13 protein-coding genes are annotated in these 17730 nt (G+C 38.4%); all 13 read right to left on the minus strand.

Features of this window, described 5'->3' with window-relative positions; translation table 11 throughout:
* Window positions 1-224 precede the first annotated feature (224 nt).
* The 13 genes from THEAE_RS0110530 to THEAE_RS0110605 all read right to left on the minus strand — a co-directional run bounded on the left by THEAE_RS0110530 (window position 225) and on the right by THEAE_RS0110605 (window position 17565).
* Complete coding sequence (locus THEAE_RS0110530; RefSeq protein ID WP_028987442.1) at window positions 225-5756, minus strand: hypothetical protein; 5532 nt, start codon at window positions 5754-5756, stop codon at window positions 225-227.
* 42 nt (window positions 5757-5798) lie between these two features.
* Window positions 5799-6200: a hypothetical protein gene (locus THEAE_RS0110535; RefSeq protein ID WP_028987443.1), complete on the minus strand. Its 402-nt coding sequence runs from the start codon at window positions 6198-6200 to the stop codon at window positions 5799-5801.
* A gap of 1013 nt (window positions 6201-7213) precedes the next feature.
* The gene (locus THEAE_RS0110545; protein WP_028987444.1) at window positions 7214-7924 is read right to left on the minus strand and encodes a hypothetical protein; all 711 of its coding nucleotides are present in this window, start codon (window positions 7922-7924) and stop codon (window positions 7214-7216) included.
* The gene (locus THEAE_RS0110550) at window positions 7905-8678 is read right to left on the minus strand and encodes a hypothetical protein (protein WP_028987445.1); all 774 of its coding nucleotides are present in this window, start codon (window positions 8676-8678) and stop codon (window positions 7905-7907) included. Before THEAE_RS0110550 ends, THEAE_RS0110545 begins: the two co-directional genes overlap by 20 nt.
* 16 nt (window positions 8679-8694) lie before the next feature.
* The gene (locus tag THEAE_RS0110555; protein WP_028987446.1) at window positions 8695-9144 is read right to left on the minus strand and encodes a hypothetical protein; all 450 of its coding nucleotides are present in this window, start codon (window positions 9142-9144) and stop codon (window positions 8695-8697) included.
* Between the two features lie 1343 nt (window positions 9145-10487).
* Window positions 10488-11231 carry an HNH endonuclease gene (locus tag THEAE_RS0110560; protein WP_028987447.1) on the minus strand — a complete coding sequence of 248 codons (744 nt, stop codon included), beginning with the start codon at window positions 11229-11231 and terminating at the stop codon, window positions 10488-10490.
* A 29-nt stretch (window positions 11232-11260) separates the two neighbouring features.
* A complete protein-coding gene (locus THEAE_RS0110565; protein WP_028987448.1) occupies window positions 11261-11953 on the minus strand; it encodes a hypothetical protein in 693 nt (230 codons plus the stop codon).
* Window positions 11954-11982: 29 nt separating this feature from the next.
* Window positions 11983-12537 (minus strand): recombinase family protein, encoded by a 555-nt coding sequence (locus THEAE_RS0110570; protein ID WP_028987449.1) that lies wholly within the window; start codon window positions 12535-12537, stop codon window positions 11983-11985.
* 16 nt (window positions 12538-12553) lie between these two features.
* Complete coding sequence (locus THEAE_RS23275) at window positions 12554-12760, minus strand: DUF5348 domain-containing protein (RefSeq protein ID WP_039945062.1); 207 nt, start codon at window positions 12758-12760, stop codon at window positions 12554-12556.
* Between the two features lie 85 nt (window positions 12761-12845).
* Window positions 12846-13037 carry a hypothetical protein gene (locus THEAE_RS0110580; protein WP_028987451.1) on the minus strand — a complete coding sequence of 64 codons (192 nt, stop codon included), beginning with the start codon at window positions 13035-13037 and terminating at the stop codon, window positions 12846-12848.
* A 1482-nt stretch (window positions 13038-14519) separates the two neighbouring features.
* Window positions 14520-15542 carry a DNA adenine methylase gene (locus THEAE_RS0110595; protein WP_028987452.1) on the minus strand — a complete coding sequence of 341 codons (1023 nt, stop codon included), beginning with the start codon at window positions 15540-15542 and terminating at the stop codon, window positions 14520-14522.
* Window positions 15535-16488, minus strand: a complete 954-nt coding sequence (locus THEAE_RS0110600) for a hypothetical protein (RefSeq protein WP_028987453.1) — start codon at window positions 16486-16488, stop codon at window positions 15535-15537. The genes THEAE_RS0110595 and THEAE_RS0110600 overlap by 8 nt, the downstream gene beginning before the upstream one ends.
* 738 nt (window positions 16489-17226) lie before the next feature.
* On the minus strand, window positions 17227-17565 hold the full coding sequence (locus tag THEAE_RS0110605) for a hypothetical protein (RefSeq protein WP_028987454.1): 339 nt from the start codon (window positions 17563-17565) through the stop codon (window positions 17227-17229).
* Window positions 17566-17730 lie beyond the last annotated feature (165 nt).

The following is a 17730-nucleotide window of genomic DNA, read 5'->3' on the forward strand; positions in this document are numbered from 1 at the left end:
GATTCTTCGTTGAAACAGAATAGAGATCAAGTTAGAGAAATGGTAATGGCGGAAAAAAAAACAATAAAAAACCGCCCTAAATAAGGCGGTTAACCAACAAAATAATGATATTGACACAATCACTTATCCGATTTCTTTTCACTATCTTTTTACTGACAAGTTTACGCTTTTCGTTAGATTCCTTCACTACATCACCATAAAGTTTACTGACATATCTTATTCCTTTAACCCCGAGATTCAGTATCTAATCTTGATTTACTTCTCAATAACTTCGCCTTTTTATCATGTTCAGCCACTTTTTCAGCTAAACTACTAAAACGCAAATCATCCTTTTTGATACGTCTCTCAATCCGCTCACGTTGACGAGCAGACATAAATGGATTCTCCGCTAATTTCGCTCTCTCACGATCTGCACTTTCAGCCGCTTTCAAAGCAGAATGCTCTCTCCACTTAGAGATCCTGTCATTAATTCCATATTTGAGAGAGTTTGCCGTATCACGCGCACCCATTTTTACATTATCTACAGAAGTCTTTAAGCTCTCACTAACATATCTTCTAAGACCATCTTTGGAACGAATATATCCCATCGTGCTTTTTACGCTTCCACCAAACTCCGAAACAGAGTCTCTTACATCACGATACTTATTCCTTAACCCATACTTGAAATCAACTACACGTTCACCAATAGAACGCTTTTGTATTGAAGAAAAAGGTTTGCTCTCATTATAAACAGGTTTTGAAGCCAAAGCATCGATATCCTCTTGCCCGAAACCACCGGAAGATTTAGAAGGTTTCGTAGGTCGAGATTTGAAACCTCCTCCTGGACCTCCTGAACTACCTGCTCCACTCGAACTACCTGAACTACCCACAGTAGAAGAACTAGATACCCCTCCAGTACCTAGATTCTCTACTGCGTCCAACATCTGATTAAACTTACCTCTCTTATAACCAAATTTTGCGAGTCCAAACGCACCGTTACCTAAGGTTCCTAATACCCTTCCACTCATTTGCTTTAACATTGCTCCTGCACTTGTTAGCAAAGCCCATGAACTTACAAAAGTGGTACTCAAATGAGCCTTAAAGGAATCAAGTAAAAGCTTGACAATTCTCCAAAGAACATATAGGTAAACCCCATCTACTATAAGCATTAACGACATCATTATTGTCGGATCAGTCAACCCTAAACTTGGAACCCTTCCTCCAACATAGGCTGTCTGACCTTCCCCCATGAACAACGAAATTACAAAAGCAAAAATCGTGCTTGCTACCATAAACAATATCGATGGAAGCCCTAGATTCTTCAAAATAACACTTACTATCTTAGGTGGTGGGGATAATACACACGATACCACAATAACAAAGCTAAGTAATAACAACAGAAGTAATACCACAACCTTAAACGCTGGTATCACATAAACCGCCATTATATCATCAGCAAGTAACACCAAACCTGTAAAGAAAGACGTCTTATCCAAAATACGCACATACAAATCCTTATCCGCCATCAAAGGCTCCCCAGTTGCATTGAGCAAAAGCAGGCGCATGAAAGCATCATAGTTGAAATTCTTCAACTCGAAATTTTGCGGATAGAGAATTGAACTCTCACCCAAAAACTTATACTCCGAAAATTCCCTATTAAAATTAAATGTAGCTGCCATAGCCGCTGCCGTTACCAAGACCTCATCATCAAAATCTCGATAATTTGTTAAATAAAGAAGATCCTTATAGGTAGACTCCAAAGTAGCTTGAATTCTTCTCTCAACATCAGTCAAATCTCCATAGTTATAACTCTTAGCTATCATATCCGCAGGGGAAAAAATCATAGAACGACCCAAAAGCTCATAAGCACCGGGATTTAACGTATCATCCAGATATACCTTTTTACCCGCAATTTCAATCTCCTCCGAGACTGAATCTAAACCATATAACTGATCCACCCAAGGAGCATACAGATTCCAAACATTCTTAAGCGTTTGTTTCTTCTTCTGTTGAAACTGGAAATCCGAAGATTGCCCAAGAGAAGCACTATTATTTGCATTATCAAAATCAAACCCCTGAACATCCGCCCCATAACGAGTTGTCCATCCATCAACATACTCATTACCTTGATGTAAATACGGTATGACATACTTAAACAAACCTTCTAAATCCAAAAAATCTCTAAGCTTACCATCTACTCTTGGATCACCACTATTTTCTACCTTAAAAACCTCTCTCTTCAACAAAGCCGACTTAAAGTCAGGTACTCCCGATACCCCTGAAGAGTACCGCATCTTAAAGACATTATAGAAGTAATAAAATGGGCTCTCTGTAGATAAAACATACGCCTTATAAAAGGGATTACTCAAATCACCTGAAATACCGCTTACAGTTGGATCTAACGTAAACTCACTATTAAAGATTGCCTTTGTAACGTTCTCATTCCCTAAAGCCCAAAATCTGTATCTACTAAGCTTATCATCAAAGACCCCTGAGAACGAATAAGGAAACACTGAGGCTCGAGTTATTAACTCCTTTTGCTCATCACTGTAAGGCACTAACCCCTCGGGATTATTGAATAGCATAAAACGATAGCTTGGCAATCCTAATACCTTTTTAGAATGAGTTGAAATACTAGAAGATACCGTACTGAGTGAAATTACACTCTCATCAAATGCTTCCAAAGATTCATAAGAAGTTCTTGCTTCCTCCGCTATCGCATTATACGGTCTATAAAGATAAGTAGCCAAAGGATCATTATAGACATACTCCTGTTGATTTAAGAAAGAATTAAACAACCAACGGAATATTGTCAAATTAGAAGTCAAACTCGAAGTCGGACTTCCTTTAGTGAACAAACTATCAAATACCCCATCACGCTTGGGAGCCATCCATTTGACCCTAACACCTACATCTGTCGTATAAACATTTTCCAAACTCATAGCATTTTTGGCAATAATATAGTTCAATTCATCTCCACTGCTTTGAGCATTCAACAAAGTCTCAAAAGACTGCTGATGCTGAGTTATAGCCCAATAATCAAATCTCGAAGAATAGATCCTATCTCCAAATGAATTCGAAATATTTATAACATTACCTACAAGGAATTGAGGAAGAACTAGAATGAAAGCCATTAAGATCAGAATTAAAACGCCTTCTCTCAAAGACCTTATATGAGATATAAGCATCAAAATGACCATGATGAGAATAAGAAGATAGAAGAATAAATAAACATACATGTAATCATCCAACAGCCATGAAGTCAACGGTATATCATGTAAACTTGGAGAATTAATATAACCCACAATCGAAGCATAGGAGTTATTACCCCCTGCACTTACACTTAGGAAATTACCAACCCATGATCCTGTGATTGCTCTATGAGTTTGTATGATCCAACTGTCTTGGGTTGCTTTTACCAATTTATCACGGTAATTACTCGGTCCATCTGCTAATAACCCGTAAACCTTCTTGACAATGTCTTTCTGCATCTCTTCCAGTGTCTTCTCTTCAGATGCAACTACACCCGTAGAGCCATTCAAGGCTTCATTCAAATTAAAACTGCCTCCTAAATTGTTAATAGCCATATAAGGAAGCAAAGGATTCGAAAAAGGTTCAGTTTTCCAGACATCTCCGTCTTTACGGATGTTCAATAACTGTACCATATACCCCCAATAGATACCCGGGTAGTTATTGACTCCATTTACCACAGATGTCTTAACAGTATATTCACCTAATGCACCTGAGACTTTATCACCTGCATACAGTTTGTCACTATCAATTTGTGAAGCAAAAGCACTATTCATCCCAAAAATTCTGTAAACCATCGCACTGTAAAATAAAGTGGAAATGGCATTTTGTCCATGTTCACCAACCGTCTTGCCATTATCGTCATAACCGATGATTTTTCCGCCATTACCTGCACTAAACATACCTGTGCCTTCGAACTCAAAATAACCGCTGGTAGGGAAGCCCTTTGTGAACTTCTTCCAAAAGCTACTCTCTCGAATTGCCGATGATATATAAGCTAGACGATTATCAAATTCCAATAGTCCGAAACCAGCCGGAGCAACCTTGGTAGCTTTAAAAAAAGGAAAACCTGACTCTAAAGTGTTCAGATTGACCGATGTGGAAGAAGGTAAAATATTGTATACAAAGTTATGCTCATCAAACTTTAAGAGCTTCATCGCCTTGTTAATGACTTCTGGATTACCTGTTCCGAAATTTCCCGAATCAAGGAAGCTTTTCAATGCTTGAAACTCATCTGAAGTGGGATCAATGTCTTTGCTTAACGTATGATTTCTCAAATAATTAATTAAAAACTCAGTACCTTCTTGTGCCCCTTTACTGCTCTCTTCAAAGTAGCGCTTTAAGAAGCGATTAAACGGTGAAGAAAAGTAGGAGTTGTTATAAAAATGGAAGTTTCCATCAACCTCTTTAGAAAACAATTTTTGTCGTTTAATCAAATCATCATAATTGTCATCATTCCAATTTCCTTCATCTAAACCACTCGCCCCGTTAATGACATCAAAGTAATACATGTCATCTGCTAACTCAGATAAAGGGAAAATACTTCCATTAAATAGATATTCAAATAAGGTAGCTTTCTGTTCGACAGTTAATGATGATTCATCTTCAAAGTATTTCTTGCCATCAGTAAACTTACTGGCATCAATCGTCAATATGATCATTGAATTACTATCCCCAGAAGTGGACATGGTGTTCTCTGAAAGAAAACTCTTCACGTCTTCATAAGGGTTAGATAAAAGAGATTTACTTAATTCGATAATGACATCAGTAATCCCAATAGAAGCATTTGAGGAAGGGGATTGTAACCCAAAAATATTCAACATGTTCTTAGTATTCATAATTGCTGCACTTGTCGTTCCTGTCGTAAAGTAGTCCTTGATATTGTAATATGGGGTCATAAAATGCCTGTTAGCTAGAAAATCCTCAGTAATCTTCACGATACCCCCCATGACAAAAACATTGGCAACTGGAAACTTACCTCCATTCGTGGTTTTAGAAAATACAATTGGATTTAACGCGGCAGGAAGTATTAATACGTACTCTTCAACCGAAACGTTATCGTATGCACCCCAAATATTACCTAACCCATCAATATACAAAGAATGAAAAGCTCTAAGCCCTTTCTCCTTATCTAAAATGAGTTCTGGAGCGAAGGAAAACAAGACTTGCATCGATGCTCGTGTGGCGTTATCATTTAAATCCATTACGACCCTATCTGGAGATGAAATATTCCCATAGATCTTTCTATCCTCATCAACACCTGCAAGCTTATTATATAAATCCGTCCCTGACATCACCTTTGAATCTTCCGATGGGAGAGAAGCATACAAACTAAAGGAAGATCTTGACGTTTTCAATTCCTCAGTGATGGCTTTATACAGCTTATCGTTTATGGCAATGATCTGCTTATAGTTACCTGAAGAACCAAAAAACTTCGTGCTAATTTTCTTAGGTAAGGTATCTTCCTTATCTTCTGAAGGATCAACCAGATCTTTCAGTTTTGTCTTCCCTGGTATAAAGAAATTAGATAGAAAGACACCGTAAACCATAAAGTCATCTCTTGAGACTCGCTCAACGTCTATTTCAGTCTGTTCCTTCCGGAAGAACTCTATCATCGAACTGGTCATTGAATTGACTGAGTTGCCTGATTCAACTGCATGCACTTCTGGAGAAGGCACTACTGTTAAAAATATTAATAACATGAGCAGACCAATGATCATGCACTTTGTCCACTTTATTCGTTTCATTTTACCAACCCCTCTGAGTGATTCAGAAACAGTTATAGATTCTCAGTAACCATTTTTTCTTCTCTGTTGCTCCAATTTCTCATTTGCCCATGCCGCCATTTGTTCACATTTATCAGACCAAGAGTCTAATAACTCATTCAAGTAATCAATAATTCTAACTACACACTGTTGATATCTAGTCAATTCTTCGAATCTCATAACCCCTGATTTCTTTTGCCACCAAGTTAGTTCATTACTTGTTTTCAAAGTACCGAACTTAGTCTGATCATTGCTTGGTTTCAAAGCTTCGTACTCAGTCTGATCATTACTTGATTTAAAAGCATCGAACTTAAACTGATCATTACATAATTTCAAATCTTCGAACTCAGTCAGATCATTAGATGTATCATCTTGTTCATAGTTTACAATAATCGTCACAAACACTTCGACTTTCTCTTTAACCACTCATCCTCACCCCTCCTCAAAATTTATGACCTTTTACGTAACCTGAATGCGTGAATACCAGACTAATTCTTTTTGATACTTATAAATTCGATCCGCAAAAATGTCCAAAACTTAAATTGATATATAAAAATACATCAAGAACTAAAAGTGCCTTTTACTGAAAGTCGAAAATTTCCAAAAAGAAAGCCGCCCTAAATAAGGCGGTTAACCAACAAAATAATGACGTTTCACTTGCGATTGGAGTTAGGTCAACCGCAAGTGAAACGAATATAAAGGAGGGAGTAAAAAAGCAAGGGAGGAACAGCTTGCTTTTTACTCACACCTTATAAAATTTCTTAGTCATAAACTCAAAAAGTTAAAAAATATCCCCTGAACAAAAATTGTTACAGCAAATTGAAATCCGGTCACCCAAAAAAGACAAAGTGCCTTTACCCCCATTAAGGAAAAGCACTTTGCTGAAAACAATTTGCATTATCGAAAATTCGATACTTTAATGACAAGTCCTTAATTTTTAACAGAAACCGATTCATACGATTGTTACTGATGTGACCTAAACACCTGATAAGTACAAAATCCTAATAAAAATGACATGAATAGACTTCGCACTTGATTAAAACTCCTAATCAAAAATAATAGATTGAAAATTTCGGAACATCTTTAGAAGGTGAGTAAAAATCAATTTTTAAATTCAAAACTCATACCTCCTGTGCCCTAATTGATTGAAACCTGATAGTTTTTACTCATAAAAAAATCCACTCTCGCGGATTTAACTGCAAGAGTGGACAAGAGAAGAGAAAGGATGACACCTTCCCAAAGGAAGATGTATTATAATACGATAACTTCTCTCTATTCGTATCGAACCATCAAGTATTTTCCAATCTTTTATGAAAAACTCCATTAGAAAATCACCATTCTGTTCATCCAAGTTAGCGTCGGTTTCGACAACTGTTTCACCCCAATCCGTTTTACCAAGACTCTTGCATTATCAACCACTCTTACTCAACTTAGATCATCTACTTAAAGTGCTGTAAACTTACTGCCACTTTTGTGATTAACCTTAGCTCCTGACAGGGAACATCGTTCGGATTTAACTCACCAGAAATCATCTTCACAAAAGAGGTTGGGTCATAAACCCGAATTAACGCACTCACGGGACTACCACCATCTTTCATAAGAAATGGGGAAATATGCATGTTGACTAACATTAGCTGCCATCTGTTATCGGGTTCGATCAAACCGATAAACAGTCGCTTGTAAGGGTTACAAGACTCCAAACTATACTGGACAATTCGAGTCGCCACCATCAGCAATAATTCTTCACTATAGTCAAACTCCCATTGAATAGTATACATTCCATAACAACCAAGAAAGTACGTTCCTTTGACCCATTTCATTTCCCGTACTTGATAAAGAGGAGATTTTAGGCTTGTAAGTATGGTCAGGCAACGAATTGGTGTCTCGGTAACTGAACTCGTAAAGTTGCTTGAATCGTGTGGAATCTTCTTGATCAATTCAATAAAATCATCATCAATAAAATGACGAAGTGAGCGATACGAAACAGAATACGCCAATCTAATAAAATAATCATCTCTATAAGGAAGAGAAGCTAATTGAAGCATTTGATCAGAAGTTAAAGACTCGAACAATACCCCATCAAGAAAATACACCTCTTCAGGAGAAGGAAAACGGTATTTCAATAAATCGTTAATCCGCATCTGGCGCATTTACCTCATCCTCCTCATTCATATAAGGATTCTGATTTTCGAGCCATTTAAGCATATGGCTCACCTGTTGCTGGATGGTGCGTTGTTTTCCCGTTTCATTTTGGCTAAACTTACCGCTAAAGAAAAGTTTTAATGCCTCACGATCCAAGGCTGATCCGTTACGACTGCTTATTAAAGAGAGAATATGAGCGATTTTTTCTGGATTACAAAACTGGGTGAGCAAAATTTCTGCAAAATGAGCAAATACCCCAAGCCATGTTAACTCCTTCTCACAATCCCTAAGCTTATAAATTGAATTGTACTTAGGCGAAGGTAGAAAGCGCGAGAGTCCCGGTAAGAAGTATCCGTATGCGTCTGGTTGATCCGTTTTTACTCGAAACATTTGGACAGCTTTATTGATGGCATCTACAGTTTTGGCTTGCATCACATTGTCTAACGGCTGCTCAATGATTCGTCTAACCTTATCTGAAGCATTTTTGACTGTTTGCTCTACAGCATTTATATTTTCAATCCCAAGTCGGGCTGCAGTTGTTCGACAATTCAAACCCGTCTTGAAGTATTCCTCAAGTCTCTTCTTCGTATCCTTATGTTTGATATAAGAAAGGGATTTTATATACCGAATCAATTCATCCAATGCATCCAATCTACTCTTTTCCAACTCATACTGATCACTGTAAACATCTTCATTCAAACGACTGATTACATCTTGTCGAGCATCTCTTACTTTACGAAAGATATTGGGTTGGTGTGCCATTATGATACCCCCTCCTTTAATTCCGTGTGATAAAACGTCTTAATTGGACATTATCAAGAACATTTGCTTTATACCAATCGATAATCTCTTGAACCTCAGCAATGGAATTCGTCCGAATAAGTAGATTAATGATTCCAGTCTCCAAGACAGACGATGCCAACAAAGTCCGCAACTGATCCCTAACAAAACGCATATGACCGATACTGCGAAAGCCTAGTTTTTCCGCTTCTTCACTGCTGCATCTGCCATCAGTCAAACAAATCATTACTAGAGCCTTCAACTTGGGCGATTGATCCATGAGTGCCTTTAAAAATCCGGTAATCATCTTTATTACAGAGAGCTTTAGTAAATAGAGTTGGCGTTCATTGTCTGTCAGGTTCGATGAAGTCAACTTGGCACTAATCTGTGAAGAAACTTCAACTAACAAGTTGAAATCGGTCACAATCTGTGATCTCACATCAGTCATGTCCCAACATCCCTTCTGGTGTTTTTCAAATGGATCTCCAATTTTGCTCGATCAAGTCCTCTGAAAACAACAAAACCAACACTTTACATGTTGAATCGACCCCCAACTTAGGGAAATAATCGTTTTTTGCCGTACTTTTAGGCTTGTGGAGGTTTAGATTTTCGTGAAATTCCTAGACGCATAAAGGGAAAACCGCCCAAGGGGGGATGAGCTGAATAATTTTATACAAGTAGCCAACCCTCAGTAATATAAAATTACTCACTTTCAAACTGTCTAAATCGAACTAACATGCCCTTGAAAATAAAATTTATTGCTCGGGGAAAGTCGCAATCAAAAGCGGAGTGAAATATGACTAGATGTGACCAATCGAAGATAGGATTCTTGAGGAAGTAAGCAGAAAACAACACAATAAAGCGCATTTGTTCTTTGCTCCATGTAAAACACCTGAAAAATACTTGAACGAGATCTTAATCTCTGTTGATAGAAGGACTTCGTTTGTGGTAAATCGAGGAAACCGAGAAAAAGCAACATAAACGAAGGAACAACCATTTTTGAAGAAACATGCAATTCATACCCCAAATTGGAATGCAGTACTCAGCATGACCCATATTTGAAAACCAAAATTTTATAAAACATTCCTTCAAAATGAAGCATTACTTGGTCAAAAATAAGACATAACAAAATCTTTTATAAAACTACTCCGCAATTTTATTAGAGAACTCAGTCTTTTTATAATCGAAGTCGTGCTAATTCTAAAAAGTATTAACATATTATAAATCCACTCATTTGTTGTTATAATGGTAATCTGAATCATTCTAAAATACTCACACTTTTTCTAAAAGAAGTCTTTCTTTTTATAAAACCAGTCCTGATTTTTATACAGATACACATTTGTGAGCTAAAACCAGTCCTGATTTTTATACAGATACACATTTGTGAGCTAAAACCAGTCCTGATATTTAAATAGATACTCATTGTCGAGCTAAAACCACTCCAGTTTGTAATAAAAATGAATTACCGCCCGATAATTTCTACTTATACGAATCAAAGGAAAAACTCCGATTAACATTTAAAGAGTTAATATAATTGTCCCCGCGCTGTTTGTTAACTCCGAAAAATCATGTAAGTTATAATCATTTAGAACTAATGATCGATTTCTAACCAGTTCTCGGTTTGTTTACTAATCAAATCTTGTTTTGCCTTTGAGTTAAAAACCGTAACCTTACAGCTTTTCATTTATATTTATAAAGCGCAGAATCAACTACCATGATCCTGCGCTTCAAATACTACTCAATTTTACCATTCGCCATATACCTTACCTCTATTCTTTTGTTACTATTTAACTAACTTACAATAGATTGACTCTCATTACCATAAATTTGTTGAATTATACTCACCACTAATCTTGAAAATTCCAACTTTTTTGCTTCAAGAATTGGTTTCATAGTAAGGTAGTGCTCAGTATTTTCTTCATCTGTACAAAGCTCTAAGTTTTCAGGACGATTATCATGCTTATTTAGATTCCGATGGTTTACGACTAAACTATGAGACTCTTCAACAGCATATATCGCCTCTTGTCCGAAATATAGAACTGCAATTAGCTGATGATCCTTTATAAAAATTCTGTCTGCTCTAAAACCATTTTTCCCCCATTCTATTCCATAACGATGTGACCTACTTAATCTTGAACTACTTTTCATCAGCCATTTTTTCGGAGTAGGATAGAAGAACTCACCATCATACACAAGTTTGGTTTCACCCGTTATATAATCTCTTAAATAAATATGGTTATTTTGAATTACCAATTCGTACTTTTTATTATTGAAATAATAAACCCCTCCTGAATCAAAACAAACCAAAAGTGAATATTCATCGTAATAAGTGGTGTAAACCCTATTCATCAACCACGTCTTACGGCTTCTCATTAAAGCAAGTGCACGTTGTTTTATCGTAAAGTCATTGTCGATTTCAATATCTGTACTCTTTTCATCCGAAACTGGAATCCATTCTTTACGCCAATGCTCTTTAACCTCCCAATCTTCTATACGGGGAAGTGTAATTGTATTAATAACATTTATGATATTCATAGGATAACACACTCCTCAGGATTTATTTTTCAAACCACTCTCTTATCCCTCTCATCAACATCAACGATATACTTCCTCTGTCCTATCGTTTCATCCCCGGCTTCGTTTCGATCATCACCTCCTATGTCTGCCCTTAATTCATAGTCTTCATCCAATATGTCCAGTGCATCCATTAACTTTCTGCTATTAAGGACTGTCTCAAACAGTTCTTCTTTTTGATATTTTTTAATCAGAAAGATAATCTGATTGATGTATCTCTTATACCCCGTGGTCAAGGCATTTCTTAGCAGTGTTCGAATGTTCTTACCATCAACAATTGCCACTTCTGATGCAAATTCATTGAACTCAGCGATAATCATCGCCTTATCAAGTTGCTCAATTAAAAGATCCACTTCCGTTTTTTTGTTAAATCTTGAACCTTTACTAAAAGTCGATTCAATGATGCCTTTATATCCCTGTTCCCATTCATCATCATTAATAAAGTTAACCTCACGACTAAACTTTTGAAGGTTCGAATAGTGTTCGCATCTTACCGAATAACCTTCTACATTGACATAATCACTGCTATCAAGTCTTCTTTCAAGAAAGGCAAGAATGACCTCGCTTTGCCATTCCTTACCCCGCAAAGACCGATTTTCCCGATTGTCACCAAGGGCAATCATTGATGCTTCAAATACTTCTTTATCAGTCTTATTGATAGAAAAGCTAATCACCGAACGCATTCACCCTTCCCCTCTCTATAAAGCAGAACTTAAACCTTTAATTCGAAAATCTTGACCAACTCGCGGAACTTATTGTAGCTGATCGACAATTTCTTTGCGGCTTCCGGTCCCGATAATCCTTTTACTGATTTTGATCCATTAACATTCTTGGTGCGGTAGGCTTCATATACCTCCAGAAAATTTGGTGGATAAGGCTTGGAAGGTCGACCAGCTTTCATTTGTTTCAATTGTTGACCCTTAGCCTTGTCCTTTTGAAATTCTACAATCATAGAAAGTGTTTCATACCCTTGTGGCGTCAAGATACTCAAATCATTCGACTCAAGCATTACCAAAGCTACATCCATATCCCTCAAAGTGACTATAAATTTACGTAATTCGATAACATCATCTGCAACATCGCATAAATTACGAATTACGACAGTATCCTGAAATTCAAGCTGCTCCAACATTGATTTCAAAGAATCACCATTCGTGAATCCGAACTCGTCCGTCAAGTCTATAAAAATTTTGTCCACTTTGGCTTTGTTCTCAAATTCTTCAATTTCCTGTTTCCGTCTTACACGAAGATAACCAACTCTTGCCATATTCTCGACCTCACTTTTATTTCATGTTCACCAGATATCTATTCGATTTCCGAAGGTTAAAACTAACCCCATTAATGATCAGATACCAGTCTCGATCCATCTCAATCCGGCAAGGAATGGCACTCTCGCCCAAGTAGATCTCGAAACATTCACCACAATGGAGTCCATAACTATCTCCATCTTGTCCAACACACCAGCGATCTGAATCTGGATCGTAGAACATCGGAACCTTTCTCTGCACCGAACTGCTCACCTCCCTTCAAACCAACTTGCGTTCTTTAACAACAAAGTGCGTTCACTGTTGCAAATCAACCAATGAGAAATTTGGTAACAATCATAATAATGAAGAACCCAAATGCCAACACAGCTGAAACGCGTCCTTTAACAGTCTCACCTAAATCATCCATCGCAACGGTGAAGAAATGAAACCCAAGGAAAAAGCTCAGTAAACCCAAAAACATAATCAACAATTGCTCCATCATTTCAATCATTTCAATCATCCTTTCATCTCTCAATTTTTTACTTTTTTATTATTTTTTACCTATTCCATTTCTATTACGAGTATAACTCTGATTTAACCACTAAGCAAGTAGTTTTTTAACTAATTTTATATTTTTTTTGACTAAACCAAAGAGCCGAACCCCCTTGATACGACTGGATTTTGGGCGACCGACCATCGACCGAGAAGTGATAACCGCACGTGACGAGCCTGAACGCCCCTATGAGCGATTTTCAGAGGGCGGGTAATAGGAGGATAGCCATAAGCGGGGGCAGAGGGGGCAGAGGGCAAATATGGAGGGCAAAGCAAAAGGCGAACAAGAAGCGAACATGGGCGACCCCCTAATGGAGGGGGCTGAGATACCATTTTATACCATCGCGGAAAAAAACGAGTTTAGCGTCTGACGAACATTCAAATATCGATTTGGTTTAAGTTAACTCTCGAAATTTTTATCATCTCAAGTTGATCAGAGTACCTTTTCCTTGTAGTTCGCAGATCTTACTCCACGAAATGGCATTTAACCCTCTGTCCATACCTGCTTTCGCAACGACAGGTTGTGCAAAAATCATTTGTCATGGCAACCCCTCCATCAAGAAGTGTGCTTTTAGAACCTGACGTCGTTACTGTGTCCTGAACTATCGAATACCGTATTGGCGAAAACTGTGCTTTTACCATAGGTTTGCGACAACATGCTGTCAGTAAGATTCAGACTTGGCAGCTCATCTTTTTTCAATACGACCTATGTGGCTTTAACGACCTTTGAAGCGTTTTTATAAAACCATTTCTGGTCGTTCTAAAAATCTGCAAACCCCCATAAGCATTCCGAGTCCTCGACATTCCCTCAACCTGATTGAAGCAAACTGCCTTAGAAAGAGCATGTTCAAACCTTTCAAAATAGAGCAGATGTAAAACGAACAGCCGACTACGCATTGAGCCGCCATTCAAACGAACGGTATGAGCCACCTGTCTGCCGTTTTGTAACGCTTTTGAAGGCAGGATAGACCTATGACAGCCGAGGGGGTTGTAAGGGCGATTTTGGAGCCTTTGTGAAGGGCGTGGACGACCCCCGATATGGGGAGAAAAATCACCCTGACCTAATACGAAAAAATTCGGTTTACGAAAATGCGAATAATAATAACCTCGTTGCAGTGATCCTTAACTCGCATTCTTCGACAAATATCAACAGTGCTCCGCAAGATCACTGACAATTTACCTCCGAATATGTTAATTAACCCCGATTTCAAGACGAATTTGCGACAACATGCCGTCAGAATGAGTCCAAGTATACCGGCAGTAGTGTGCTTTTAGCACAGATTGTAGTTCCTGTTGTCCAACTGTCATCCTCAAAAGTGTGCTTTTAGCGATGCTTATTTAATCTGTCGATCAAGCTCTTATCAAAAGAAATCAACCCCAACTCGACAAAAACAGCCGAATTGGGATTGATACCTTTGGGTACAGATGACCGGCGCTCCTAAAATCAACCTTACCTTTCAGACTCAATCAGCGCATACATCTCGGGCGATAACTTGAAGTTGATGTAAATGTATTCATCTTGATGGTAACCACTCGCAGAAGATGAGACATGCTTGGATTTTAAGAACACTCTCTGCCATCTTTCAGGGTACTTCTCAACCAAAACGTCATAAAGCTCACTTCTATAACCACAAATGATTAAATACGCCTCACAGTCCTTGATTAGTTCTCGAAATTTGATATGATCCCGCTTGTCCCAAGAATAGTCGTAATGCTTTTTAATCAAACATTCATCGGTGTCGTAAGGAACATCACAGAAAATGATCGTTCGCTTAGGATCATAACCGTTTTGTCTTGATTCCACTTCCCTGATCAGTTTCCGGCAGTCCATCCGAAAGACTTTCACTCCCGATAGGATTGAGTTGAACTGATGAAGTTTAAGGACATCTTGATAATACTTATCCCTCTTCTTTACGACAGTTAACCAATTGATGGACTTCAGGTTGGCGGCATAACTCATCTTGGCTAAGATATACATGTTTGCCGCGGCGGTCACATAGTCGGAAGCTTCCTCAAACTTACCCAATCTGGCTAGTCGATCATCTGCCCATCGAGCTTTTTGAGCTGCCTTAAAAACATACTCGGTGTAATCCAAATAGGTTAATCGAAGAATCAATTTTCTCGTCATAGATTCATCCGTTAAGACGTGGAACAAGCTCGCCAAAGAGTAATCAACATCCGAATAGACCCTGCGCGTAAAAATCAATCTATCGGGATCAAGATTCAGTAAAACCCGACATGCCCCGCCTGTCGCTGTGATAAACGTATCAAGCCCGTATTCTCGACCAGCCCACTCGATCAAGGGGACGAGTTGCTTGACAAGAGCGCGTTTGCCACCCATATAACTGATTATTGAAAGGATCGCTCCTCTAATCAACATATCCCAAGAAATCGGCTTGTTATTCGGGTTAAAAGGAGGGGCAACAATCCCCTCCAGACCCTCCTGACCCCCAATAAACATCGAATTACTCATTGCTCATACCTTCCTCCTTCATGTACTCATTCCATGCTTCATACAACTTTTTGCTCTTTACAATATAAAACCGACCAGTTGCTCCTTGACTATTAAGATCCGCAATCTTCTCATTAAAACGACCATACTCAGTCAGCTTAATCAAAAACCCTTCTTTTCTCCATGCCGCAAAAACCGAATTGAGAACCGCATTGTTTGCCTTAAGATCGAGTTCATCATCATCAGTATCATCAATATCATTAAAACCAGCAAAAAGCTTCAGCATAGTCTCTCGACTTACCCCTACTGCATGCTCACCAAACCTACGTTTCATGCGTAGAGTATCAAGCAAAACTGCGCTATGAAATTTCTTATCGTAATTTTTCAACGCTAATGAAGCAACGCACTCAGGTTCCGCAACCAAACTATTCTCCAACCTAATGAACTGCGCGGCGGCTTCATTGCGATTTAAGCTGTTCGATAACAAAGCATTCAGTTCTTCTTCATCGATCTCGATGTACTCATCACGCTTCTTCATTTCAATGGCATAAGTGATAATGCTCTGAATAATCTCACGATTAATATCTTTTGAGATGGGCTTCAATTTATCCTCGATCTCTTTTTCGAGATGCGGATTGTCCGCCTCATGGAGATAAAATGTATGTCCTTTCAGAAGAGAACCACCTTTGCCAAAAGGTTTGATGACCCCCACAAATACTCCGTTCGGATAGCCGTAAATCAAACTTACACCGAAGAAAACTTCCACCTCAAAGAACTTCCCGAACACCTTCTTATAACGCTCAAGCTCTTTCTTTGTAGCAAATTCATATGCCGGACGCTTATACCTATCTTTCTGAGCCTGACTTACCGGGGACTTGTTGACAAATTCATGAGAATACATCGTAGCCAACTCATTTGGAGTCATTTCCGGTTGTTCCAAGGATTGTTCCTTTTTCGTATCTACCATTTCGCCTTCTCCTTCCCAGAAATATTGGAATGTGTTGGAAGCGGATCAAGTCTCTGCGCAGAGTAACCCGTCCGATATCTGGGTTTAATCTCTTAATCCAGAAGGAAAAGCGTAAAAAATAAACCCCTTCAACTTTTCAAACAACCCTCTCAGACTACAATTCACCTGCTCAAACTGTCTGAAAGGGTACTTTTATTTCAAAACAAGCAATCTAAACTGAAACACCCATCGAAAATATCAATGAAAGCTTACGAACTATCCAACATGGCGCACTCAACTCCCATATGGAATTTTTGAGTTACGCCCAACCTAATTTCTGATCCATCAAATTTTTGTTTCAAATGCATTTTTTCATTGTCGAGCGAAAAATTTATGTTGTTGCCAAGTAACACGTCTTATGAAACTAAAAAAGAGCCTCGGACTTGGTTAGTCCTAGCTCTGGGGACGGGAGTGGGAATTGTGGGATAAGTGGTCAGATGGGATGGGAGGGGAAGGATCTCAACAAATGGATAACCCCGATCAGGTACATACCCGTGTTTTACCTTTGTTTGAATTAACTCAACTAATCGGAATTGCAATCGACTTTAAATACTAACGTTTTATCGTCAGCCCTCTTCATTAAGAAATAAATGATATGAAAATTCAGGTGCAAAAGTTGATTTTTATGTTCCTGCACCACAGCTTGATTAAGCCACAAAAAAGGTGCCGCTATTCACGACACCCATCAATGAATTGCCTTTAATCTTCTTCTTCTGAAAATAAAACCCTCGATAGTCTTTGGTACTTCTTCACGATCCGATAGACTTTAGGATGAGGACTGTACATTTCAACCTGGAGTTCGCCAAATAATTCATGCATCCCGTAGATCGCAATTTCGACAGGCTGATTCTTTTTGGTGAAGTACGCCTCGATCTCTGTAAACATTTGCTCGATTAACCTTAAGACAGGTTCGTCAAAGTTCCAAGGCATCGGATCAGTGAAGTAACCCTCCAGCTTTTCCTTATCGGTTAAACACGGGACAACCGGCTTTGACCAAGGAAAACGATTATGCAAATCGGCTTCAGTTATGCTGGACATGACAACACCCCTCGCAAAATAATAGAAAAATTGGTGTTGTAGTACTATACCGTAAATCGAAACATCATCGCAAGAAAAGAAGGTGCCGATTTTTTCGACACCTTCATTTCAAGACTGCTATATCCAAATCAATGCCAAGCCTTTACAACCCCCGAACAGACAACC

Source organism: Thermicanus aegyptius DSM 12793 (genome assembly GCF_000510645.1).
GTDB lineage: Bacteria > Bacillota > Bacilli > Thermicanales > Thermicanaceae > Thermicanus > Thermicanus aegyptius.